Below are 25376 nucleotides of genomic sequence, written 5' to 3'. Positions count from 1 at the left end.
TTTCAAAAGCCTGTAAATCCGCCAAACAAGGATGAGAACATGATGATAATCCATGTGAGAAGATCAAAGAACAGCAATATCCCTACCACAATCATAATGATCCCGCCAATTTTCATGATAAGCTGCTGACGCTTTCTGATCCATGCCATTTTCGTAATGAAGAAAGATAGAATAAAAAATGGGACGGCAAATCCAAGGACATATGTAATCATATAAGGCACAGCCGACTCTGGATTGTTACTAGCAAGTGCGATAACGGCAGATAAAATAGGTCCTGTGCAAGGTGTCCATCCAGCGGCAAAGCCCATTCCGATGAGAATTGACCCAAAAAAACCAGCTGGTCGGTTTTTGAACTGCATTCTCTTTTCGCCCATGAGGAAAGAAGGCTGAAATACGCCAAGCGTCATAAAGCCAAAGAAAATAATGAGAATGGCTCCAACCTGGCGAATCGCTTGATGGTAATCATCAAAAAACTTCCCAACAAACGATGTCCCAAAGCCAATCGCAATAAAGATAATAGAGAACCCAACTAAAAAGAATAAAGTATGAAGTAGACTTCTTCTTCTCAGCATCACCTTCTCAGATTTCACTTCATCCATACTAACGCCCGTAATATACGATAAAAAGGCTGGATAAAGCGGCAGACAGCATGGTGAGATAAAAGAAAGAAACCCTGCTCCAAAAGCTAAAAAGAAATTCAAATCTGTCAAAAGAGCACCCCCTTCTTACAATATACAATAAGAGATGACAAAATCATTTCATTTTTTTTACATCCTCTCAATAAAGATGGTCTATTCTCTTAAAACCTTATATAATTTAATTTGACATCAAGATAACGAATCCTTTAAATTTGAAAATAAACCTTAAAATGGATATAATAGAATCGATTCTTTTTATCAAGATTTGCATGAAAGGAACATGACTTTGGTAAAAACATCATTATTAACTCAAATCGAAGAAAAAAGAGAAGAGCTGATGAAAGTTGTCTTGCACAATGGCATGACATCCACAGTGACCATCGAACATAGCCAGCAGCTAGATCATCTCCTCTTACAATATCAACGACACTTACACTCAAACTCAGCCAACTAATCATATCTCATGATATTATCATGCTACACGATTTTTAGAACAGTTGATATGTGTGACCATAAACGAAACAAAAACCTCTGATAACAGGGGTTTTTGTTTTTTAGCAGGAAGCTGAAGCCAAAATAAAAACCACCTTCCCTGCTTCATTTAGGCAAGTACAGTGGTTTTAAAGCGTCTGATGAAGGTGAATTCAATAAAGAAAGGACAAACGCTTGTCCATTCTTTATAACCATGTTCCATCTATGATCATAATATCGTACGTATTATTTCGCTTGGTTGTTCATGGCTTTCATCATTTGATTGATTTTCTTCTGGGACGGTTTCATGCCCATTTGCATCATCATCATTCGAAGCATTTGTTCATTAATTGGTGGATTCTTTTTCAAGTAGCTCATCATATACTTACGAGCAATAAAGAATCCGAGTGCAACTCCTGCAAGCAGTGCAACAACGCCTACAAGGATGACAACCCATAAATCCATAATTCTTCCTCCTTCATGTTGTCTCGTATAAAGTGTACTAAACAAAAGGCTATTATACAACATTTCACGTTCAATTTTATTTTTTTAAACAAAATTCCTCACTTTTACCGGATTGAGCCACCCGTGCTTCTTTGAACCGAAGTCCATCGCAAGGAAGCAAGGACTAATTTTTCTCAGCACTTCAAAAAACACTGCTTCTGCTTCATAACTGCCGGTGGCAGACATTTGGATATAACGATCTTTTATGATAAATGCAGCCGTTCCTTTTCCATCAGGTAAGGAAGCGCTGTATATCGAGCCAATTTGTGTATAGTGAATATTCGTTAAGTTGTTCATTAATCGCTGGTGCATATGAAAAGCAGGGATTCGTTTCGTCACGTAATCCACTTGTTTCACAAGCATCACCAATTCATCTTCCGTGCGGTTCGTCCAGTGTAACGACTCAAACAAATGAAACAAAATTGATTCTCTGCCAAAATAATGATGGGCAAATTCATCCTCAATCCAATAAATATAATAATGGCGTTCCATGTCTATCCCTTCCTTTCACATTTCGTCAATCTCGTATATTGCTTGTATTATACAAAAATGCGAAAGAAAGAATTGTCTATATATGAAGCAAGAAGAAACTAGTTTTGTCAAAAAAACAAGAAAAAAGAAAAAAGTTTGCAGAGCGGATGAAAATGCTCTGCAAACAGATGAAAAAAAGCATGATGCTTGGAGACTGGTTATTTGTTCAGCTTCGCTTTCACACGGCTGACGACATTGCTGACCGTAAAACCGTATTTCTCAATAATGGTTTCACCAGGTGCAGAAGCGCCAAATTTATCAATGGCAATTACGTCACCATCAAGACCAGTGTAACGCTCCCAGCCAAGTGAAGCCCCCATTTCAATCGCAATACGAGCCCGTACTGCTGTAGGAAGGACTGATTCTTTGTATTCGTCTGACTGCTGATCGAAACGATCCCATGCAGGAAGACTGACAACAGACGCGCGAATCCCTTCTTTTTCAAGTGCTTTTTGCGCTTCAATCGCTAAGCCGACTTCAGATCCGGAAGCAAGTAGAAGTGCTTCAGGCTGTGCATCAGCAGCTTCAACAACGACGTATCCACCCTTTTCTACTCCCTCATATGCCTTCTCAGGTGCTTGATCAATCGTTGGAAGGTTTTGACGAGTCAGAACTAGTGCTGTCGGTTTATCCGTTGAAGATACAGCCAGTTTCCACGCTGCAGCTGTCTCGTTTCCATCCGCAGGGCGAATAACAGAAAGGTTCGGCATCGCACGTAATGAAGCAAGCTGTTCAACCGGCTCATGCGTCGGACCATCTTCACCAACAGCGATACTGTCATGAGTAAAGACATAAGTGACTGGAAGTCCCATTAAGGCAGCAAGACGAATCGCTGGTCTTAAGTAATCTGAGAAAACAAAGAACGTTCCGCCGAATACACGAAGACCGCCGTGAAGCGCCATACCGTTTAACGCTGCACCCATTGCAAATTCTCTGACGCCGAACCAAATGTTCTTGCCGGCATAATTCTCTTTACCAAAATCGTCAGTGTTTTTAATCGTTGTTTTGTTTGAACCTGCAAGGTCAGCAGACCCGCCAATGAAGAAAGCTACTTGCTTTGCAATGCCATTTAATACTTCGCCTGAAGAAGCGCGGGAGGCAAGACTTGAACCTGCTTCATAAACAGGAACCTCTTGATCCCAATTCTCAGGAAGCTTTCCTTCAATCGCAAGCTTCAATTGAGCTGCAAGCTCAGGGTATTCTTTTTCATATTGCGCAAATAGTTCATTCCAAGCTGCTTCTTTCTTCTGACCTGCGTCTTTTACAGCTTCTTTGAAATGATCGTACACTTCAGAAGGTACATGGAAATCTTCTTCAAACGTCCAAGAGTAAGCTTCCTTCGTCAGCTTGGCTTCATCGCTGCCAAGTGGTGCACCATGCACACCAGATGTTCCTGCACGGTTTGGCGATCCAAAACCAATTGTTGTTTTCACTTCAATCAGTGTCGGTCTGTCTGTGCTTTGTTTTGCCTTTTCAATAGCAGCCGTCACTTCTTCAATGTTGTTGCCGTCTTTCACATAAAGAACTTCCCAGTTCATCGCTTCAAAACGATTCTTCACATTTTCAGAGAATGAACGATCTAGGTCGCCATCTAAAGAAATATCATTTGAATCATAAAGAACAATTAAACGGCCTAAGCCTAAATGACCAGCAAGTGAAGCAGCTTCAGAGGAAATTCCCTCCATTAAGTCTCCATCTCCGCAAATGCTGTATGTATAGTGATCTACAACATTAAAGTTGTCTTTGTTATACGTTTCCGCAAGGTGTCTTTCTGCAAGTGCCATACCAACTGCCATGGCAATCCCCTGCCCTAAAGGACCTGTTGTGGCATCTACGCCCTCTGTATGTCCAAATTCAGGATGTCCAGGTGTTTTGCTACCCCATTGGCGGAATTGTTTTAGATCATCGATGCTCAGGTTGTATCCGCTTAAATGAAGCATGCTATATAGAAGCATAGAACCATGTCCCGCAGATAATACAAAACGGTCTCTGTTAAACCAACTTGGGTTTTGCGGACTTACGTTTAAGTGATTCGTCCATAAAGCGTATGCCATTGGTGCAGCACCCATCGGCATTCCAGGGTGACCGGAATTCGCTTTTTCAATTGCGTCTATGGAGAGAGTACGTATTGTTGCAATAGATTTCAATTCAATCGTTTCCATATAAATCCCCTTCCGTATCTTGTGTACACCATTATCATAAATCTACTGTCCTTTTTTCACAACTATTTCACGCTGAAAAAGAAGGATTTTGTCACATTTAGTTTATCGATCACCTAAAAAGTTATGCAAATATGAAAAAAGATGAGAATATTCTTCCCATCTTTTCAAAATTCAAGAAATCATACAACTATTAATGAAGGTTTTGATCTCTTTCTCTTTTTAATTTTTCTGGTGTGACATCGTTTCCTTCAGGATCAACGATTTTCACGGTTTTAAGTGTATTTTTCATAGAAGAACGAAAAGCTTTTAAATACTCTTCTCTTAATTGCTTTTGTTCTGTTTTTTCAGCGTCTGACAAACCGGTCTCTTTTGACTTTTTTGAAAGCTCATTGATTCTTGCAAGCTGATTTTTAGAAATCATGACTAACTCCTTTAAAACATTTTCTCTACATACTACTAAATATCAATCATTTTGACAACAAATCGAGCTTTAGGTGGTCAAACCTTTTTCATATTCTTGATACCTTCTATGGACCGTTGCTTTTGAAATGTCAAAACCTAGTGCCTGAAGAGTTGCTGCAATTTCGGCGAAGGTCATGTTGTTTTTTCTTAATCGAACAATTTCTGAAATTGGCACTTCAATACGCTCACGACCAGGCGCATGATCCTGCTGTTTTAAATTCAGTTCGGGCTGGTACCCGCGTTCTACAGCTCTTCTCATTCCCCGCTTGATTTTCAGATTATGAATTTTTCGTTGATATTCTTCAACGACTCCTACGATCTCAATCACCATTTCATCTGCTTCTGAAAGCTCAAGCTCGCCTCTATGAAACGTACTGTACACCTTCACATTCTCTTTAAAAAGACAATGGAGAAGCGCAATTTTTGCTTGTCCTCTTCCGAGACGTGTTTCATCCTGGATAAGAACAGCCTCAATTGACTCTTCTTTTAGTGTAGCTAGCATATCAAACACACCATCGCGATCTAGATCATACCCGCTTGCTTTTTCTTTAATGACTTTAACCACATTCATCTTGTGCATAGCAGCTAAAGCCAGCAATTCTTCTTCTTGTCTCTTCAGCGAGGTTTCCTGCTCTTCTTTAACAGTACTTACTCTCGCATAGATGATTGCATTCATGTCTTCAATCGACCTTTCTACTGTACTGTTGCAAGTTGATATACGACTGGATGCTCTTTTTTGACTGGTATTACAAGGATGTCACCAGGCTGGATTTCTGTTGAAGCAAGATCATTGTGCTGGGTGACCCAGTCAATAAACGCATTTTTATCGATTGATTTGCTGTCGTTTACTTGATCAGCTAATCCCCAAAGGGTATCACCTGATTGAACTTCTATTTTAACATATTGATTTGGATCATTATGGCTTGTGACTGCAATAAGTGAGAGAAATATGCCAACGATGAATGAGAATACCCCAATAAAAATAATAGATTCTTTTAACCTCATAATGTCATCTCTCCTAATAGAATGTGTGTTCGTTCTTTCTGTCACTTATTATAAATACGAACAAACGTTTCTGTCAAACGTTTTTTCGAACCTATGTTTGTACTGTTAGGAAAAACATGCTATAATTTCTTTAAAATTGACGTTTTGAGGTGCAAAAGATGACGAAGCTATCAAAAAGACAACTCGATATCCTGACATTCATCAAAGAAGAAGTAAAAAGTAAGGGCTATCCTCCATCCGTTCGTGAAATTGGAGAAGCTGTCGGTCTAGCATCAAGTTCAACGGTTCATGGACATTTAGCTAGACTAGAAACGAAGGGCTTAATTAGAAGAGACCCGACAAAACCTAGAGCGATCGAAGTATTAGATGAAGAGGAAATGAATATTCCAAAGAGTGCTGTAATGAACGTACCAGTCATCGGAAAAGTAACAGCAGGCCTGCCTATTACGGCTGTTGAGAATGTAGAAGAATACTTCCCTCTTCCAGAGACTTTTGCAGCACCAGATGAACAAGTATTTATGCTTGAAATTATGGGAGAAAGTATGATTGACGCAGGAATTTTGGACAAGGACTATGTCATTGTGCGTCAGCAAAGCACTGCTAACAATGGAGATATTGTCGTCGCCATGACAGAGGAAGATGAAGCGACAGTGAAGCGTTTCTATAAAGAAGATACACACTTTAGATTACAGCCAGAAAACCCATCTATGGAACCGATTATTTTACAGAATGTAAGTATACTAGGTAAAGTGATTGGCGTATTTAGAAATATTCACTAAAAAAAGCCGGTATTTCATCAGCTAATGATGAGAACCGGCTTTTTTTTATGAACAAGAATAGGCAAGAATACTCGAGCTTGGGAAGGAGCCAAATGTAAAGTTCGGCCATATAAAGCCAGTTGTTCTCCCGAAAGGCTGTGAAGATAGAACATACATTAAAAACACTTGACCGTTTCTCATAAACACAATCGTCCATCTTCTATTACATCCCGCAGCAAACTGAACTGATTGCTGTCCTCCACCTGTCTGCCCTGAAATAAGAGACTGCATGCTTTGAGGCTGCGATAACGCTTGCTGATATTGCGAAATGATATGCTGTGGTGGAGCTGGCGGGGCTGATCCACTAGATCCGGGCCCAGTGCCTCCTCCTCCGATTGGAAACCCTGGAAATCCTCCAACTTGAGAAGGGAACGACGGCCAACCTTGCATCTGCCTGTCATATGAGTACCCATTCCACACACCTTCATACGGATAATACATATTCAACACCACTTTCTTAGACATTCATCACGATAGTATATGTCATCAATGACAAAGCGTGTTGAACATCCAAACAGAAATTTTTCCAAAAAACGTTTTGTTCTTCTTTAGAACGGTTAAATAGTAGATATAAAGAAAAAATAAAAAAATGAAAACTTTTTGCCACCCTCAAACGTTATATATATAGAAAGAAAAGAAATAAAAAACATTTCAATTTAACACTTGTAATATCGCTGTAATTATTGTAACATTTGTAACATAAGAAGTTTTCATTGAGAAAAGGAGGCAATTGCCTTGAAAAAATTATTCGTTTTATTAACTGCTATTATGCTTATGATCTCATTACAATCCACAACATTGGCCGCTTCTAAAAAACCAGCCACTTTGACAAATAAAGAAGCGTTACATATTGCCCTTGATGCACGGGAACACTTTTGGAGTGCGATGTCAGGCTACAAAATTAATGAACATTCTGATTACAAATTAAAATCATTTAGCTATAAAGACATGACTTACAACTATCTTTCTAAAACATTTGATACAAAGAAAAAACTAAACAGCTACCTATCTCAAGTTTTCACAAAAGAAGCCATTAATCAAGGTTTAAAAGACTATCAGTTCATTGTTCATAAAGGCAAAATGGCTGTTCCGGTCGGCGACGGTGACAATATGCTTAATTGGGATAAAGCCACACCTAAACTTGTCTCTAAAAAACAAACAGTCCGCACATATGAATTCACTGTCCCAACACTTGATGGACGCAAAGTAAAAAGAACGGTTACGTTCGAAAAAGGACAAAAAGATTGGAAAGTCACAAAAATTGACGCTGTTATCTAAATAAAAAACCAGGCCGATTGAATGGCCTGGTTTTTATATTGAAGTAAATTCAGTCATGCGGTCTAGGGCGTGAGCAAGTGATGCTGCGGTGCGAAATTCATTAAAAGGAAGCCCGAGCTGTACAGCCGTTTGGGCAATTTCTGGTCTGATTCCTGAAATGGTTGTCTCTACTCCAATTAACCGAAGTGATGTGACAAGATCAAAGATCTGCTGAGCCACCATTGTATCAATAATGACAACGCCCGATAAATCAATACATAAATGCTGTACTCCTTTTTGTGAGCACTGTTTCAGCGTATTTTCTAAAATAATCTTCGCTCTCGCTGTATCAATATCACCTACTAACGGCAATAACGCAATATGACTTTTTAAGACAATGACAGGTGAGCTCAGCTCGTAAATCATGTCTCTTTGTGCCACGAGCTTCCTCGTTGTATTTTTTACATATTGCTGGATGAACACATGAATGGAAATATTAAACGCCTCTGAAATTAAATCATACCAATAAAAGATGCGGTCAATATCAATTTCATCTTGACGCTGCTTAATAAATTCTTTTAAGTAATGAAGGACCACTCTTTGATTGGACATGTATTCTCTCACAACATAATCTAATGGTGTGTTTAAATGCTTCGGGTCACTGGCTAAATCTTCAGACCACTTTTTAAACTCAGTATGTAAATATGTCTTGTCTTCAATAAGAGCACGTATAAAATGCTGGTAATAATCTTGATTTTGCCGTTTCAGCTCTGATATGATGCTGGAATCTGTTGAACGATAAATTGATTCTGGATCATCATCCTCAATTGAATCGTACCAAGTTTCAGTCAGTTTCTCTGCATGTTGTATGAAATAATCGTATAATGCACGGTTCTTATCCATAAGCATATGTCCCTTCACATTTTCTTCTTGTCTATCTTTGTATCTTATAGATCAATTGTACACTGAATCTTTTGTCCCTGCTAACTCCAATACGCTCTGATCGAACAAAAAAAGACACCTACTCACAGGCGCCTCTCTTTTAGTTTTATTTCACAATAAATAAAATTCTTTTCCCATCAGGATACCCACTTATCTGGTGTCCGACCCATGAGCCTGCTCCCCTATTATCAGACGGGCTGACATATTGAACACTCGCCCCTTTTCCTCCTTCAAGACAAACTGCCATCGGCCACTCATCTCGGTCGAATCCAGGCTTAGTCGGAATGCCTTTTAATGATTCTTGCCTGCGGGCATCTGCTCCATTTCGGTCTATCGTACACACATCTGAATGCCCTTTTCGAATAGCTTCTTGAATATGACTGCCTGTTTCAGGGTACCGTTCCTTTGGAAATTGAATAACATGATCATATCGATCCGCACCTTTTGCCGCATGTTCCTCTCCAAATCCACCTAACAGCGTGCCCATCCATATCACAAAGCATAAGACGACAGCAGTAATCCAGCCTCTTCTCATCTTCAAAAGCGTGAGACCTCCTCATTTTTCTCAAGCAGAATCTTGACTTAAAGGGAATGTGTCATTTTAATGTATGAGTCGTTCACGATTGACATGTGAAAAAAATGAAGAGGCTAAGTGTCAATGGATTTTTCAAGCATAAACAGATAGACACTTGTATCCACATAAAAAAGCTTGTCCCCTATGAAGGAAACAAGCTTTATGATTTAGCTTTTATTGCGCTTTTGCATAGTTGATAAATTCAACAAAGGCAGCTGTCGCTTTTGGACCGCCATTAATCGTACCGTTTGAATACCCTGCGTTATGAACCCCAACAATTTGCTGATTTTGATCTAGCATCGCTGAGCCTGAATTTCCGCTAAATGTATCAATCATATAGTATGCGAGATTCGTATCTTCTCTTGTCACAGGACCTGACATCTCCCACTGCGAGATCTTGCCAGTTGATCTCATTTTATCACCTGGATATCCAGAAATTTTAATCGTTGTCCCAGTTAAGTTTGTCACCTGACGGATGGAACGGTAACCGACTGTATTGCCAATGTTCGTATCTGTTTTGATCACGGCAAAATCATATTGGCTCGCACCTGTATTGATATACCCGCTTGGTACATAGAACTCTGTCATATTTGCTGAGCCATTCACCGCAGTACTATCGTTCATGCCTGGATACACCGATCCTTTTGCACTATAACTTCTGGATGCTGTATTGTACACGCAGTGTCCGTTTGTCAAAATTTTGTTAGGGGCAATCAGGGTCCCCGTGCAGCTGGAGCCGCCAAACGTAATATAAGCAATTGAATTATATGGTGCCACTCTTGTATTTGCTACTTTTGTTCTACCATCGTCTCCAATGACGACTTTTGTTTGAAAGTCTTTTAAATATTTTGATAGTGGTTTTACTTTTTCACCAACAGTTGAAGATAGATCATCCACTTTATCAAAGGATGAGGGGGATTTCGTATCATTGTGGAAATCACTTGAAGAGATCACCTTTCCATCAGAAGTCACCATGTCATAATCAGACGTTAGCACTGAATCAGATGAGGCATGGGCAAAACTAGGCACACTTAAAGCACCAAAAACAAGTAGAGAAGGGAGTAACATTTTCACCTTTTTCATCATATTCCTCCTTTATGTCCTATATCAAAAATGATACGATTGTTTCATATTGGAGTAAATGAGAGAATATTCTTATTTTTTACAAAATATTTCATTTCTAAATTAGGTGTTTTGTAACTTTCAAACTTTCATTCTATCGATCTCACCTCTCTTGATGAAACAGAAAAAACCGCCTAATTGGCGGTCTTTCCTTTTGTCAGCTCCATACATCTTTTACATATCTATTATTATTTGCAAGGGTTGTCAGCCAATTTTCAGCTACTTCCTTCGAACATTGTTTCTCTTGTTGATAGAGGTCGATCAATGTAGCCTCTACGTCTGGTGCCATGACTTTTCCGTCCCCGCACACGTAAAGATACGCACCTTGATCAAGTAACTTGATCAGCGTGCCGCCGTCTTCTTTCAACAAATGCTGGACATATATTTTTTGCTCATTGTAACGAGAATAAGCACGATGGATGTGAACAACTCCTTTTTGCGCTGCAAGCTGCATTTCCTCAAAATACAGATCATCTTCATGAGGGTGACGGCAGCCAAAATACAGGTGAGCTTCGCCTAGTGGTTTGCCTTCCTTCTGCCACACTTCTCTTGCCTGAACAAACCCTCTAAATGGAGCGATTCCTGTACCCGGCCCGATCATGATCATCGGTAATTCAGATGAAGGTGGTAGCTGGAATCCTGCCTGCGCTTCGTGAAGGAAGCAGGCGACTTCTTCACCTTCTTTCAGACCACATAAATAGGTTGATGCGACGCCTGCGTATTCTCCGCGTCCGTTCCATGCTTTACCTTTTACAACTGCCACTGTGATACTGACTTTTTCTTCCTCTACCTTTGGCGAGCTAGAAATCGAGTAATAACGCGGCTTTAAACCTGGTAAAAGTGCCAAAAAGTGCACAAACGGCAGCTCACACGCTTCATATTGATCTAATAAATCCAGCATGGTTACTCGTTTCTTTAAGATGGCGTCTTGATATGCTTCACCAGCCATTTGTTCAAGCTCCACGCGGTGAGGCGGACATACAGTATGTGCTGCGAGCTCTCTTAGCTGTGTACGTGTCGCAGGCTCTTGAAGCTCAACATGCGAGGCGAGTAATTCTTTGATTGGAATCGGCTGATCTAATGGTAAATGACTTGCCTCTTTCTCAGATGAAAGCTTAATGTGCTGCTCTGGATCTAGTTTAAAGCGGTGGGTCACACGCTGAACGAGTGCATCACTATTTTTCGGCACAATCCCGATATGATCCCCTTCTTTGTATACTTTTCCAGCAGGCAATTTCAGTTCAATATGTCTTGTCTGCCGTGTGCTTTTTTCTGATTGTAATTCTTCATTTTTCAATACAACAGCTGAAAAGGCATCATATATTTTAGCTACAGGACGCTCAACTAGCTCATTCGTATAAGCAACTGATAGGTTTGGTTTTTCCTTCCCCTTTTCTTGGAAAGTGAGCTTAAATTCTTTTGCAAGCTGTTCGAAGACCGTCTTCTGGAATGTTTCTTTATCTTCATCCATATCACCGCCTGCATCGCCTTCACCAATATCCGTTACACGCTTTGCCCCTTTTCTTTCAAGTGCTTCATCAATCAGACGAGGAATACGCTGATACGTACTCGCCCAATTTCGATCCCCACACCCAAAGACTGCAAATGTCACGTTTGATAGATCCTGCTCTTCATCCTGCGTCAACCAATCCACGAATTGCTTCGCGTTGTCAGGTGGATGTCCGTTGTATGAAGCGGTCACGATGAGGACAGCACCTGTATCTGGCAATCGGCGTGTAAAGTCATCAAGCGACGCAGTGGTCACATCGAACCCTTTTGCTTTCCCGTCTTCAACCAATTCGTTCGCTATTTTCTTTGCTGTGCCAAGATTTGATCCGTACAAAACTAGCAGCGAAGTACCGTGACTCGCCACTTTTGAATCACTAGATTTGGTGCTTTTCTTCGGTTCTTCTTTCGGTGGAGCCATAAAGAATTGCTGCTTCCTTGGCAGCACTTTGATTTTAAAATCGTTAGGTTTAATTGTGAGAGACTCTTTTAAATCAAGCTCATAAGATGTGTGATCAATTAACTCTAAATTGTGCAGGACCATCGCGAGAACCATCGTAGCTTCATGCAGGGCGAACTGCATACCGATACATGCACGCTGTCCATTCCCAAAAGGCTTGTAGGCATGCTGCGGGATTTTCTCAGGGTGCATAAACCGCTCTGGTTTAAAGTCTTCTGAATCCTCTCCCCATACTGCTGGATCACGGTGTAATTTAGGGAGCAGTACAGAGACACTTTGATTCTTTTGAATCGGATATTTCCCCCCGATTACTGTGTCCTCTTTCGCATAAAGAGAGAACGTAGGCGCTGTTGGCCAGAGGCGAAGGGCTTCATTTAACACCATACGAGTGTAGCTTAGCTTTTGCACCTGTTTAAATGTCGGAAGCCCGCCCTGCAGCACCTCATCTGCTTCCTGGATGGCTTTCTTTAATTTCTCTGGATTCTTTAGTAAGAAATAAATCGCAAATGATAGCAGTCCGCTTGTTGTTTCGTGCCCTGCAATTAAGAAGGTAATGATTTGATAACGGATATTTTCATCGGATAAACGTTCACCTGTTTCAGGGTCCTCTGCATGCAGCATAAGTGACAGTAAATCATCGCCCGTTTTATCTTGTTTTTTTCGTTCCTGAATAATGTCATCTACTAATTGCGACATAAAATCGACATGCTGGTCAAATTCTTTTCTTCTTTTGATCATGAGTTTATCTGCAATCGGCAATCGGCTCGACTGCTCCATTGCTTCATTTAAGCCTTTCAGCATGCTTTCGATGAACGGATGCTGATTTTCTTTATAAAAGCTGTTAAAGCGAAAATCAAAACCGCAAAGGCCGATCGTATCTAAAGTCAGCTTTGTCATATCCTCAGCTACTTCAATTTCTTCATCGCGGCCTGTTCTTTGCCATTTTTGCACAAGCTGTGTGGCAATATCGAGCATCATCTCATGATAGCCCTTCATGGCCTGCTGGCTAAATGCAGGCATCAAAATTTGATGAGCCTTTCTCCAGTTCGGTTCTTCTGTCCAGCTTGTAAATAGTCCATCTCCTGCAAATGCTCTTACTTTATTGAGACTAGTCCCAATAAATTTATCAAAACGGCTTTCGTCACATACTTCTTTGACAAGTTCATGGCTGGAAACAAAAATACTTGTTGCATTTGAAAATTCAAACTGAAAAATCGGTCCTAATTCATCTGCCAGCCGCCAAAAGGTTTGAGAAAGCTCTCCCTTTTTTATATGGGGAATATTTTTAAAAGGTCCGTATGTTTTTGGTTTTGGAATGATTGATGATTGATGCATATGCCCACTCCCTTTATTTCTTTATGATGCAACGCTAATGGCGCGCCATAAACATTGCTCAATATCCTCTAAAAATTCAATCGTTGGATCTATTTCTTCTGCAAGAATCTGCTTGTGAAGCTGGACGAATGCGCCAAATACAATGGATAAAATGGTTCTCCCTGATAGATTCGGATGAATCCCATCCTTCTTCCCTTCTTCAAAGATGAGGAATAGCTCATTTAACAATTGCTGCATTTTCTCTTTACTTTTCTGATCTAAATAATGTGACCGTTTATCAATTTCTAAGAAGTACAGACCACTCGGGTTCTCCTTTGTAAACAAAACCAAGCAATAAAAGACATGCTTAAAATAGGCTCTGATACTTGCTTTTGGGTCTGGACTGTTTGTGCTGATTTTGTCGATAAACGCAGTGAGGCTTCGCTGGTATAAAATGTTGACGAGTGCTTCTTTACTATCGAAATACCGATAAATGGTTCCCGCTCCAACGTTGGCTTTTTTTGAAATCATCGGCATCGTTGTGCCATCAAAGCCACGTTCAATAAATAAGTCCAGTGAAGCCTTCATAATCTGCTCCTGTTTATCACTAGTCGCTACAGACATTTCATCCTCTCCTTTCGTTTCACTAGGAATGAATGTTCATTCCGCTTGATATATATTATATTAATATTTTAAATTCTTCTATTTATACTTAAACATACTTATTTTTCTCCGTCACCACATTTTCTGAAAATAATAATAATTGAGAAATGATGCCTAGTCAGACAGCATCCAAACGACTTAGAAACATTGACAGATATGTGTCAGGAGGGTGACCTCCGCACTATACCTTCATTCTTGATCAATCGGAGAGTGAATGTGGTCGTCATATGTATCAATATATAAGCTGCCATTACTTGAACGGACTGCGTATACAATGTCCTTTAAGGAGAGCTGCCTTTTCTTAAGCTCTTCATCTATCCACTCCACAGTTAATTGATTTTCATGAATGTTTTTCAAAATGAGCTTTCCGTCCATGATCACTTCGATAGGCATGTAGCCCTCTGCCTTCATATACAATTGAATATCCTTTCGAGTGACATTTTCAAACGAAGGATATTTTTTCACTGACATATGCCCATCTGTTTCAATCATGGCAAATTCAACTTCGCTAATATCAAAAATGTCTTTTTCTCTCAGCTGCTGATTTAAATAATCAAGGGTATACCTCATTCCCTTCATATTCTCTTCAAGAATTTTGCCATTTTGTATGACAAGGGTTGGTTTACCGGCCATAAATCCTCTCAATTTTCGACTCCTTAAAGCAATGAGAGAAATCACATAAATGATCATGACAAGCGTGACAAAGGAAATCGTCGTGTGATGAAACGGCAGCGTAGTATTAAACGCGAGACTCGCCGCAATTGAACCTAAGCTGATGGCTGCTATAAAATCAAAAATATTCATTTGCGCAATGGTTTGTTTTCCAAGAAGACGTGCTCCGACAAATAAAATCGCAAAAGCAAACATCGTCCGTAAAATGACTTCAATATGGTCTGGCATGCAAGGGTCCACCTTTCAATTGCATCAAAAAAGCCTTTTCCTTAGAAAAGACTCCTTTTTAGACTATGCATTTATTCCATCATTATTCAATTGGACAGCATCGCTTTGCTCAAATTGTGAACGCAGCTCAATAATGGAGCTATTTCTGACAGCATTGGCATCTTGCTCAAGAAGCCACGTATAAAATCTAGCTTGCTCCGCTGTTTGCAATGCCTGCATATATTTTTGCGTGGAACGCTTCTCTGCAACGCGCTGTTTGATCGAACGCATCTGCTTCCAGAATTGATAATAAGGAAGCTTGAGCTTGGTCATAAAGCCGCGATCATCCTCAATGACATATCCCTCTTCTTTGATCGTGTCGTCATGAGAGACGGCCTGATACCATTTATAAAAAGAGGTCCAATCATGGAACACAGCCACTTCCTGCTTACAGGACATTCCAAGCTGTTCGCTTACTCTTTTCACTTCAGTAAAAGGTGCCTTTTCATAGCTCAGCTGACGCTTCACAATATCAAGTAAAATGAGTTGATCATGATCATATGTGATTATATGCGGGTCTTTCTCTGGCAAAATGACTTCAAACACAAGAGATACATCGTGGTCACGTACGTATGATTTGATGTAGTCGACCTGCACGTCTCCGAAGGTCTGATAGAATAACTCTTCGACCCAAGAAGCATGCTGGTTTTGCTTCACATGAGATGTATACGATTTGGACGTAAACACCAATTCATCTTCCATTTCGTTATACCCAACCGTCCCTAAATATCCATTTGCTTTATCATAGACGGTAACAGGAAATTGAAGGTGGTTCACTAGATGATGCATTTTTGTCTCCGGACGCTCATCAATGTTAAAAAATTTGTTGTAGCTTCTTGAAACAATCTGCTTTGACACCATATTGACAAACAAACCTCTTGCCTTCACATTCACATCATCCCACTGCCGTTCACTAAACGCTTTTTTCGTAAAATTAAAAGATGAAATATGGTGCGGAAGCTTTAATTCCTGTACATAGTCATGCTGATCTAAGTGAGCTAAAAAGTCATCTAGTGAGATATCTGGTTGAATAGCAGCCGATGGTTTTTTTTCAGAAGCTCTATAGACTGGGTTGTCAATTTCATGTGTCTCAATCCCGTCAGCTGTGATTTTCAACACCCTCAGCTGTCCCCCGAATTCAACCTGGCCTTCTAGATTATAAGACCTTTCCGCTGCTTGAGTAGGCAGCCTGTATAAATTGCGATGCCCGTGAATTTGAATGACATCTAATCCAGCAGTGTTTTGAACAAACAAATGGTCAATGTCATCTGAATATTCACCTACACCGTGAATGAGCTGCTGTGTTGAGACATGCAGAAGCTCTTCTGGCAAATGAGCAAGCCCCCCGTGGGTAACAAGAAATGTCTTGCCATGGTACGTAAAATAAGTGAGCTGATGAAATGTTCTGACAAACTTCCGTACTTCTTTTAAATCAAAGTCTGCTGCTTCGATTTCAGGTGCAGTATGCCGGTTAAACATATTGCTTCTTACTTTTTCACCATGTGCAAACCGGTATAAATGCTGATCATGATTGCCCTCAATTACGATGACATTCCGGCATTCTCTATGTGCGAGCATCCATTCTAATACTTCCTTGTTTTCTATCCCTCTATCAAGTAAATCACCTGCAAATATATAAAGTTCATTTTCTTTAATATCTCCTTGCAAATAGGTGGTCAGAGCAGTATGACAGCCGTGAATATCTCCAAAGATATGAATGGCCTCATATTGATCAAAGGATCGAGGCTGATAGGTCATCACTTGCGAATATTCCTCCGGCTGCAAGACCGTCACCCATGATGGGACCTTTTCTATTTTTAAACGCTCGTTCATTTGATATAAAACAGACTCCCGAACAACTTTGTGAGCTTCCCGTGAGCGATTTTGCAGGAGAGCTGTTTCAAGCGGCACCTGCGTGAAATCGACGACATACACCCTGTAATGATACGATGTGGCCAGCGATTTATATTGAGATATCGATTTGCTTGAAATATGCGTGGCATCAATCACAGTAAAATCTCCACGTTCCATACGAGCTGTAAGCAATTCAAATAATAAAGACCAGACTTTGTGGTCATGTTTGCTTGAAATTTCTGGTTTCCCATTGACAGATAACTGCGGAGGCCGGGTCAAAAGACGGATCTGATCCGCTGATAACGTGTAAGGCTCTAAGCCTTGGGCTTTGATCCAAGTTGATTTCCCTGCGCCTGGGAGACCTCGTAAAAGGACTAAAGTTCTCATATTGGTTCTCCTTTAACAAGTGATATTTTACCTATTATAGATAAATAATGGATAAATCTCAATCTTTTATTGATTATGGTAATATATAGATAGAAAGGGAGGTTTTACGTATGTCTAACGGAGAGAATATGGCATTTAACATGGGTGATCTTCTATTTCAAATGTTCTCTCTTCTTCTATTCATTGCTGCTATCGTGACGATCATTGTCATCGCTTTTCGAATGATCAGAAGAAAACGAATGGAATTGAAGAAGGTCGAGGAAAGATTAAACAAAGTGATTGAAAAGAACGATTTAAAAGAGTAAAAATCCGGGATTTAACCGGATTTTTTTTGTTTCATCACAATCCCTTGCCGCTGATGCATCAAAAAGAAAAAGACGCCTAAAAGGACAAGAAAACCGCCACACATTTGAAGCAGCGTGACTTTTTCTCCAAGTAGCCATACAGCAAGAATCGTGGCTCCAACAGGTTCGCCAAGGATACTCATTGAAATGGTTGTGGCATTGACATAGGTTAAAAGCCAATTATTAATGACATGAGACATGGTGGGAATGATCGCAAGCAATAAAAAGATCCCCCACTCTTTACCTGGATAGTCTGTAAAAGGAGTTTGCTGCATCAAATTAAATAAAATTAAAAAAAGACCGGCAAAACCAAACACACAAAAACTATAAATCCAATGAGATATCTTTCTGACAGCCTGTTGACCTATTAATAAATAACAAACAACGGCGATCACACTTAAAAAGGATAAAATGTCTCCTAGGATGGCTTCCTGGCTATGACCTATGTCTCCCCACCCAATCATAAGTGCACCAACAATTGCGGCACACATCGTCAAAAGTGCAGGGAGCGTGGTTCGTTCACGAAAAATGAGAAAGCCGCCTAATAAGGAGACCATCGGCTGAAGGGCGATGATAATAGTAGAGCTTGCCACAGTCGTCAGCTTCAGTGAGCCAAACCACAACACAAAATGGAGTCCTAAAAAGAAGCCTGACATACATAAGAAAAACCAGTCTCTTCTCTGAATCGAGAGAAATTCTTTTTTTCGTGGCAGAATAAACGGCAGCATAAAAACTGCGGCAAAGATCATTCGATACATACTTAAAATAGCAGCAGGTGCATTTGACCATTTCACAATAATAGCAGAAAACGAAATGGCAATAATTGAAATCACAAGCGGCAGTGCAATTGATTTCTTTTGAGCAGTTGACTTCATGTCCATGAGCAGCTTCCTTTACATCAGCAGTAGATGAGAAGTTCATCCTTGTATGTCGTCATCTTACTATGTCCAATCCGCTAGAGGCAAGATGATTTTAAAACTGATGTAAGCTTTTTTTGTATGAAAAAAGGCTTTCATCTCGAAAGCCCTATTCATCATCTATCAATAGATAAACCGCCCGAACTGGACCATGAACACCTACTACTAAATTCATCTCAATATCCGCAGAGTTACTTGGACCTGATATGAAATGAATCGCACCTTTCGGCTCTTCCCCCTCTTCTACCGAGCGATTAAGAGCCGAAACTGCCTGAATCATCCGCGGAACCACCGTGCTTTTTTCGATACACACGATATACATCATCGGTAAAAAATGCAGCGCTCTTCCTTGGCCCTGATGGGATGAAAGGACGACTGTCCCTGATTCTGCAAGAGTATAATCACTAAATACAACCGAATAAGCCGCTTGTTCTGCCAGCCTGATATTTTCTTCCCTTGATGCTTCAGCATTCCAGCTGGTGACTGTGAATCCTTCGTGCTGCAAGCTGTCAAACATCGGATAAAATCCATATTGTTCAAAACGATGATCGCCCGATGTCATCACAGAACCCTCTCCATACTCTGTCATTAATGATCGTAATACAGAGGGCGCTTCCTCTGGTGTTGTTTCGACCACTCTTGTGTGAATTCGTTGACATTGCACCTTCAGTTGCTCAACTAGCTCTTCTTTAGACAAAAGTCCGTTTGTTTCCCACTGAACTTGATGCTTCCAAGCCGGACGCTGAATAGATGCAGACGAGGAGGAATCCTTCCCTAATTGCTGACGAATATGCGCTAAGAACGATTCTCGGTGAAAAATGGTTCCCTTCATCACTGCTCCTCCTTCTGTCTCTTTTTAAACCAATCCCTGAATCTTTCTTTACTTGGAGCTGGCAGGTCACGAATATCTGTCCAATTCTTTAAAGGACCTATTCCTTTTGAAATCTGTCCGTTTGAAGCCATACGATTCATCAATACAGGAGCTGCTTTTGTTCCGAATTGATACATACCGGGAGTCGATGCACCCATTCCGAACATTTTCATCGCCATCATTTCAGCTTTAGGCGCTCTCCCCTCTTTTTCAACAATGACTTGTCGATGTTTTATTAATAATTCGTGAAGCGGGATCTTTACTGGACAAGCATCTGTGCAGGCCGCGCAAAGGCTGGATGCAAAGGGGAGCTCTTGGTAGTCATCATAGCCGCCAAGAAGCGGCGATAAAACAGCGCCAATTGGCCCCGGATAAATCGATCCGTATGAATGTCCGCCCACATGCCGGTAAACTGGGCACACATTGATGCAGGCTGCGCACCGGATACATTGGAGAACAGGCTGAAAGGGAGTATCTAATATATTGGACCGCCCATTGTCCACAATAACCAGGTGAAATTCTTCTGGTCCATCCACTTCTTCTTCTCCTTTTGGTCCGACGACAGAAATATAACTCGTTAATTTCTGACCGACTGCACTTCTGCACAAAAGACCAACGAGGACATCCAGCTCCTCCATCGTTGGAACAATCCGTTCCATGCCCATAACGGCGATATGTGTCTTCGGGATAGCCGTAACAAGATCCGCATTCCCTTCATTTGTCACAAGGCAAATGGAGCCTGTATTGGCGACAGCAAAATTACAGCCGGTGACACCAATATCTGCTTCGAGGAACTTTTCACGTAATATGGCTCTCACAAAACTCGTCATATCTTCAGGTGTCTCTGACATCTCATACCCGAGCTTTTCGTGAAAGACTTCTCTTATTTGTTCTTTCGTCATATGAAGAGCAGGTGCCACAATATGTGAAGGAGGTTCATGATCATCTACTTGCAGAATATACTCGCCAAGGTCACTTTCCACCACGTCACAGCCGATCTCTTCAAGGGCTTGATTCATTTCAATTTCTTCTGTGACCATTGATTTTGATTTAACGATCTTTTTGGCCGCTTTTTTCTGTGCCACATGTTGAATATACGCCGATGCCTCTTCCTTTGTTTTTGCAAAAAAGACATGTCCTCCGCGTGCACTAACGCTTTCACTTAACTGGTATAAGTAGTCATCAAGATGCGTCAGCGTATGCTGCCGGATTTCCTCGCCAAGTTCTCGCCACTTTTCCCAGTTGCCAAGTTCTTCGCTCGCAGATAGCCGCCTTTCATACAGGCGTTCCTGCGCTGAGGAAACAGCTCCTCTCATGACCGTATCTTCTAATCCTTCCCCGATTCGTTCTTTAAAGGCCTTCGCTCCAATTTTCATACTCATGTGCCGTTCCCCCTCTTAAAGTCAGCGGCTATTTAATACCTCTGCGATATGCATCACTTGAATGGGTTTATCAAGACGATTCAGTCTCCCGCCAATATTGAGAAGGCAGCCGCAGTCAGCACCAATGATATATTCAGCGCCTGTCTCCTCTATGCTTTGGACTTTTTCATCGACCATTTGCTCAGATATAGGTGTCATTTTTACTGAAAAGGTTCCTCCAAATCCGCAGCAATTTTCTGCGCGTGGCAATGGTGTCATCGTCAAATCCTTGACATTTGACAATAGAGTGAAAGGGGCTTCCTTAATTCGCAGCAGTCTCGTCATATGACAGGATGTGTGATAGGCTGCGTTTCCTTTCAGGCTTGCCCCTACATCTGTGACGTGTAATATATCAACAATAAACTCGGTTAATTCATATGTTTTCTCAGCAAGTGCTTCAGCTTTTGCTGACCACACTGGATCTTCTTTTAAAAGTTGAGGATATTCTAAAAACATCGCCTTACAAGAGCCTGACGGCGTCACGACATATTCAGCTGATTCAAAGGCTTTGATCATGTTTTTTGCTGCTTTAATGGTTTCTTTTGAATAGCCGCTGTTAAAGGCTGGCTGCCCGCAGCACACTTGTGCCTCTGGAAATTCCACTTCTACACCGAGCCTTTCTAATACTTCCACTGTGGCCTTCCCTACATTTGGCTGCATGGTGTCAATTAAACAGGTAACGAATAAATGGACTTTCATCGGCGAACTTCCCTTCTTTGCTGCAATTTGATTCATCAATTTGGTCATCTGATGACGAAATAACAGGCTATATTTTCATTTTAATCCCAAATTTCTGAAATTTCAACGAAGTGATTTGTCTAAATTTGTACATATGGCTCGTGTAGCTTGAATGAAAAAAACGCCCTTTTGAAAGGACGTTTTTCATATGTTTATTTTGAAATGATTTCACAAATTTTTTCGTCGATAGGAGTGAGATGACCTAACTTTTCTTTATGTTCTCAATTCTTTTCTCGAAAGAGGGATGACTTTCACGCCATTCAGACTTTTTTCCATAATCTCCATCTTCTTCTTCAATATGGCTGCTTAATTTAATCAAAGTATTGAGATACAGTGTTTTATTCCCAAGGTGGAAAACAGCAAAGTTATCAGCTTGAATCTCAAATAACCGGCTGATTTTCTTTGGCAACCATTCCGTAATGAAGATCATGAGAATGACTCCTACTGGGAAAATAAGAACATATTGCCACCATCCGTTGGCAAGCATAACATGTCTGGCATAATACATACTGATGCCCATAAGTAATGTTACGATCAAAGTTAGGTACATGGTATAATGTGCGTGTTTTAACTTCGCATGTCCCATTTCATGGTATAAGATGGCACGAATTTCATCTTTTTCAAACTTATCTAACAACCCTTCCGTCACATACACATCGACTCTTCTTTTAAATGGAAGTTTAAAAGAATATATCCAGGCATTCACATCCTGTTGAGAGTCTTTTTTCACCCAAATATTTACCTTTTGGTTTGTCTTATTCTCAATATCCTTGCGAATATTCATGAATGCTTTCGTATTTAAAAGTTCATATTTGTTTATTATTTTTTGAATGATTGAGTAACCAAAAATAAATAATATGATTAGGGCGAAGTACCAGCCACAAAATAGAAAAAGGTTATCCATGATCTTCGCTTGAAATGACAAAGGAAGTAATAAATATGATCCGAAATATAGCAAAGATAATGTGGCAGCACCAAACAAAACGACTTGCTCCCTAACATTCATTAAGAACGAATTTCCTGACGCGCCTTCTTTTTCTTCTAAATCTTCAGGCGTATCTTTTGTAGTATACTCAAATGAATAAGCTGTCAATATGACTGACAGAAAACTAGGTACAATTATAGAGAAAATAATACTTAAGACATAAGAGCTTGTTATTGATAGCACATATCCCATTAAGAAAAAATAATTTAATCCCAAGGGAAGAAAAATGGCTAGAACAAAGGGAATAAATAATGTGAATAAGTTTTTCATAGATTCATGGAGATTAAAAAATAAAAATAACAGAGCTGGAATAAGTATCCCCATTAAAGTAATTATTATAATCAATGTGGTATTATGCTTAAAACCTGTTTTGACCTTAGTAGTCTCTATTAGATTCGTTAAATTGTATTTAGAGAAAAAAGGATTCTGAGATACCTGTTCTATCTTGATTGTATCATCATGAATAAGTTCAAAACCTCTTCTTAGAAAAACCGTTGCCTTATCTTTCATTAATTTGTCAGTTTTAATCGTGCTAACTCTATTCCTAGATGGAATCTCCGTGAAATTTATTTGCTTTCCCCCCAATTGAAAGGCTGCTTCTGAACGATCTTTGGAGTCATCATCTTGATAGGTTAATAAAAAATCACCCTGATAAAGAGAATGGGAGATTAATAATTTTGGATTTTTATCTTTGTTCGAATCAAGTAGAACAAGTGGAGAAACAACTGCTGATCGGATACCAACTTCAATCAAAATGACTATTATTGTAATAATGCTTGCAATTAAATAAGAAAGTGAGGCTTTTCGTAACATTTCGTCACATCCTGCTTATGTAGGTTTAAAAAGGTTGCATATGTTAAGAAAGAGTAATAACCATTATATAAGTCCATTATTCAGAAGAACTAATTGAAAATCTAACCCTTATTATTAGCTTCCCTATGCTAGGGTACACCTTCTCAATTAAAAAGGAATAATAAACAACTAATAAGCCTAAATTCCATTTTAGTCCCAACTTCCTGCAATTTCAATGAAGTGCTCGTGTAGCTTGAATGAAAAAACGCCCTTTTGATAGGACGTTTGAGAAAATTTATTTTGAAATCATTTCACGAATTTTTTCGTCGATAGGCGTTAACGGCCGGCCTAATAAGGTTTCGAAATCATGGCTTTCAATGGCTAAGGCACCATCGCGAATCCCGCTTTGAATGGCTTTCACAAATGGCACAGCTTCTTTTGGTACCCCATTAGAAGCTAAAAATTCTCCAAATGTGTCGACAGTAATTTGCTCCACATTGATCTCTTTTCCGCTCACTTCACTGACAATGCGCGCAAGTTCAGTATGCGTCCGAAGAGGTCCTGACAGTTCATATTTCTCTTTGCTATGTTCAGAAAGTGTTAACGCATTTGCGGCCGCTTCTGCGTAGTCATTTCTTGTTGCCCAGCCAACCTTGCCATCACCAATTGGACTTAAAAATGGTGCGCCGCTAACGGCTGCTAGTATCGTATCTTTTTCATTTTCTACATACCAGTTGTTTCTTAAAAACACATGAGGAATACCAGAGGCGACAATGGCTTCTTCAGTTTTTGCATGGTCGTGTGCAAGGACAAGCTGACTCTCTCTTGCATTCACAACGCTTGTATAAGCAATAAAAGATACACCAGCTGCTTTCGCCGCTTGGATGGCAGCCGTATGCTGCTGCACGCGGTCTCCATCCGCAGTTGAAATGATCAAAAGGCGGTCAATGCCTTGAAAGGCTGCCTTAAGAGTGTCTGGCTGAGTAAAGTCTCCGTGGCGTACATCCACCCCAGCTTCCTTCAAATGTGCTGCCTTTTGCGGATCTCGAACACTCACCGCAATTTGTTCAGCTGGTACCTTTTTAAGTAAATGCTGGACGACGAGCGATCCAAGCTGTCCCGTTGCGCCTGTTACTAATAATTTCATTTGTTTGACCTCCTCATTTTTCGTTCAACGGTGATGTGCATACGTTATAATCAAAATGGTTACAACAAAGGTGTAAAAAAAGCTACAATGTATGAGCTTTTTTATTCCGCCTCTGTCAATAATTGCTGAATTGTCACTTGCTTTAGGTGATTCTCAAGTGCAGCTTGTGCTTCTTTTAGTTCATGCCGCAATCTCGTATCCATCGCTTGACCAATCGGGCATGCGATGACGGGCTGATGAAAGTTAAATAATTCTTCATCCTCGCTTACATCGACAGCGCGGTACACATCTAATAGCGTGATTTCCTCTGCCGGTCTTTTTAAATAAGCACCGCCTACTCCGCGGCGGATCTCAATAAGATCCGCCCGTTTGAGCATTGCCATCATTTTTCGAACAATGGCTGGATTTGAATTCACGCTCTCTGCAATAAAATCACCTGTACACTCTTTTGGAACACCTGCAATAAATGACACAATATGAACAGCAATCGGATACCTGCTGCTAATTTGCTTCACAATCTTTCACCACCGTTGTAATCAATATAGTTACAAT

At 40.3% G+C, this 25376-nt stretch carries 26 protein-coding genes; 4 read left to right on the top strand and 22 right to left on the bottom strand.

Annotated elements, in window-relative coordinates:
* Positions 1-2: 2 nt before the first annotated feature.
* Positions 3-710 carry a cytochrome c biogenesis protein CcdA gene (locus MHH68_RS08735; protein WP_058015664.1) on the bottom strand — a complete coding sequence of 236 codons (708 nt, stop codon included), beginning with the start codon at positions 708-710 and terminating at the stop codon, positions 3-5.
* 214 nt (positions 711-924) lie between these two features.
* Here MHH68_RS08735 and MHH68_RS08730 point away from each other — a divergent pair, with 214 nt between their 5' ends.
* On the top strand, positions 925-1092 hold the full coding sequence (locus MHH68_RS08730; RefSeq protein ID WP_008343814.1) for an aspartyl-phosphate phosphatase Spo0E family protein: 168 nt from the start codon (positions 925-927) through the stop codon (positions 1090-1092).
* Positions 1093-1355: 263 nt separating this feature from the next.
* Here MHH68_RS08730 and MHH68_RS08725 read toward each other — a convergent pair whose 3' ends face one another.
* The 6 genes from MHH68_RS08725 to yneA form a co-directional block, all read right to left on the bottom strand.
* Complete coding sequence (locus MHH68_RS08725) at positions 1356-1574, bottom strand: YneF family protein (protein ID WP_003212379.1); 219 nt, start codon at positions 1572-1574, stop codon at positions 1356-1358.
* Between the two features lie 84 nt (positions 1575-1658).
* Complete coding sequence (gene sirA / locus MHH68_RS08720; RefSeq protein ID WP_012010100.1) at positions 1659-2105, bottom strand: sporulation inhibitor of replication protein SirA; 447 nt, start codon at positions 2103-2105, stop codon at positions 1659-1661.
* 197 nt (positions 2106-2302) lie between these two features.
* Positions 2303-4306, bottom strand: coding sequence for a transketolase (gene tkt, locus MHH68_RS08715; protein ID WP_339165744.1), 2004 nt, complete (start codon positions 4304-4306; stop codon positions 2303-2305).
* A 190-nt stretch (positions 4307-4496) separates the two neighbouring features.
* A complete protein-coding gene (locus MHH68_RS08710) occupies positions 4497-4727 on the bottom strand; it encodes a DUF896 domain-containing protein (protein WP_003211509.1) in 231 nt (76 codons plus the stop codon).
* 69 nt (positions 4728-4796) lie between these two features.
* Positions 4797-5444, bottom strand: a complete 648-nt coding sequence (locus MHH68_RS08705; RefSeq protein ID WP_061407941.1) for a recombinase family protein — start codon at positions 5442-5444, stop codon at positions 4797-4799.
* A 17-nt stretch (positions 5445-5461) separates the two neighbouring features.
* Positions 5462-5773, bottom strand: coding sequence for a cell division suppressor protein YneA (gene yneA, locus MHH68_RS08700; protein WP_003211955.1), 312 nt, complete (start codon positions 5771-5773; stop codon positions 5462-5464).
* 158 nt (positions 5774-5931) lie between these two features.
* Between yneA and lexA the strand changes: the two genes are divergently transcribed.
* On the top strand, positions 5932-6552 hold the full coding sequence (gene lexA, locus MHH68_RS08695; protein WP_003212311.1) for a transcriptional repressor LexA: 621 nt from the start codon (positions 5932-5934) through the stop codon (positions 6550-6552).
* A gap of 45 nt (positions 6553-6597) precedes the next feature.
* On the opposite strand, the gene MHH68_RS08690 is transcribed toward lexA, so the two are convergent.
* A complete protein-coding gene (locus MHH68_RS08690) occupies positions 6598-7032 on the bottom strand; it encodes a hypothetical protein (protein ID WP_058015668.1) in 435 nt (144 codons plus the stop codon).
* Between the two features lie 294 nt (positions 7033-7326).
* Between MHH68_RS08690 and MHH68_RS08685 the strand changes: the two genes are divergently transcribed.
* Positions 7327-7869, top strand: a complete 543-nt coding sequence (locus MHH68_RS08685) for an IseA DL-endopeptidase inhibitor family protein (RefSeq protein ID WP_058015669.1) — start codon at positions 7327-7329, stop codon at positions 7867-7869.
* 33 nt (positions 7870-7902) lie between these two features.
* Here the strand turns inward: MHH68_RS08685 and MHH68_RS08680 are convergent, their stop codons facing one another.
* From MHH68_RS08680 to MHH68_RS08650, 7 genes are all read right to left on the bottom strand, one after another.
* Positions 7903-8751, bottom strand: a complete 849-nt coding sequence (locus MHH68_RS08680) for an STAS domain-containing protein (protein ID WP_061407940.1) — start codon at positions 8749-8751, stop codon at positions 7903-7905.
* Between the two features lie 145 nt (positions 8752-8896).
* Complete coding sequence (locus MHH68_RS08675; protein WP_244270805.1) at positions 8897-9277, bottom strand: NucA/NucB deoxyribonuclease domain-containing protein; 381 nt, start codon at positions 9275-9277, stop codon at positions 8897-8899.
* Positions 9278-9538: 261 nt separating this feature from the next.
* The gene (locus MHH68_RS08670; RefSeq protein ID WP_061407938.1) at positions 9539-10447 is read right to left on the bottom strand and encodes a trypsin-like serine protease; all 909 of its coding nucleotides are present in this window, start codon (positions 10445-10447) and stop codon (positions 9539-9541) included.
* 196 nt (positions 10448-10643) lie between these two features.
* Positions 10644-13787, bottom strand: a complete 3144-nt coding sequence (locus MHH68_RS08665; RefSeq protein ID WP_061407935.1) for a bifunctional cytochrome P450/NADPH--P450 reductase — start codon at positions 13785-13787, stop codon at positions 10644-10646.
* 21 nt (positions 13788-13808) lie between these two features.
* Complete coding sequence (locus MHH68_RS08660) at positions 13809-14390, bottom strand: TetR/AcrR family transcriptional regulator (protein WP_058015673.1); 582 nt, start codon at positions 14388-14390, stop codon at positions 13809-13811.
* Between the two features lie 228 nt (positions 14391-14618).
* The gene (locus tag MHH68_RS08655) at positions 14619-15329 is read right to left on the bottom strand and encodes a DUF421 domain-containing protein (RefSeq protein WP_058015674.1); all 711 of its coding nucleotides are present in this window, start codon (positions 15327-15329) and stop codon (positions 14619-14621) included.
* A gap of 63 nt (positions 15330-15392) precedes the next feature.
* Positions 15393-17609, bottom strand: a complete 2217-nt coding sequence (locus tag MHH68_RS08650; RefSeq protein ID WP_061407932.1) for an RNA ligase — start codon at positions 17607-17609, stop codon at positions 15393-15395.
* A 110-nt stretch (positions 17610-17719) separates the two neighbouring features.
* On the opposite strand from MHH68_RS08650, the gene MHH68_RS08645 reads away from it, so the two are divergent.
* A complete protein-coding gene (locus MHH68_RS08645) occupies positions 17720-17914 on the top strand; it encodes a hypothetical protein (protein ID WP_339165743.1) in 195 nt (64 codons plus the stop codon).
* Between the two features lie 11 nt (positions 17915-17925).
* On the opposite strand, the gene MHH68_RS08640 is transcribed toward MHH68_RS08645, so the two are convergent.
* The 7 genes from MHH68_RS08640 to MHH68_RS08610 form a co-directional block, all read right to left on the bottom strand.
* Positions 17926-18834, bottom strand: coding sequence for a DMT family transporter (locus MHH68_RS08640; RefSeq protein WP_144462011.1), 909 nt, complete (start codon positions 18832-18834; stop codon positions 17926-17928).
* A 145-nt stretch (positions 18835-18979) separates the two neighbouring features.
* The gene (locus tag MHH68_RS08635) at positions 18980-19702 is read right to left on the bottom strand and encodes a lactate utilization protein C (protein ID WP_339165742.1); all 723 of its coding nucleotides are present in this window, start codon (positions 19700-19702) and stop codon (positions 18980-18982) included.
* On the bottom strand, positions 19702-21123 hold the full coding sequence (locus tag MHH68_RS08630) for a LutB/LldF family L-lactate oxidation iron-sulfur protein (RefSeq protein WP_339165741.1): 1422 nt from the start codon (positions 21121-21123) through the stop codon (positions 19702-19704). Before MHH68_RS08630 ends, MHH68_RS08635 begins: the two co-directional genes overlap by 1 nt.
* Positions 21124-21144: 21 nt before the next feature.
* Positions 21145-21861, bottom strand: coding sequence for a (Fe-S)-binding protein (locus MHH68_RS08625; RefSeq protein ID WP_061410237.1), 717 nt, complete (start codon positions 21859-21861; stop codon positions 21145-21147).
* Positions 21862-22102: 241 nt separating this feature from the next.
* Complete coding sequence (locus tag MHH68_RS08620; protein ID WP_339165740.1) at positions 22103-23698, bottom strand: M48 family metallopeptidase; 1596 nt, start codon at positions 23696-23698, stop codon at positions 22103-22105.
* Between the two features lie 274 nt (positions 23699-23972).
* Entirely contained in the window at positions 23973-24824 is an 852-nt protein-coding gene (locus MHH68_RS08615; protein WP_339165739.1) for an SDR family oxidoreductase, read from the bottom strand.
* A 101-nt stretch (positions 24825-24925) separates the two neighbouring features.
* The gene (locus MHH68_RS08610; protein WP_061407918.1) at positions 24926-25339 is read right to left on the bottom strand and encodes an Rrf2 family transcriptional regulator; all 414 of its coding nucleotides are present in this window, start codon (positions 25337-25339) and stop codon (positions 24926-24928) included.
* Positions 25340-25376: the final 37 nt, after the last annotated feature.

Origin of the sequence: Bacillus sp. FSL K6-2841, from assembly GCF_037976435.1 — a bacterium.
Taxonomy (GTDB): domain Bacteria; phylum Bacillota; class Bacilli; order Bacillales; family Bacillaceae; genus Bacillus; species Bacillus pumilus.
This window is presented reverse-complemented; position numbering and strand designations above follow the sequence as displayed.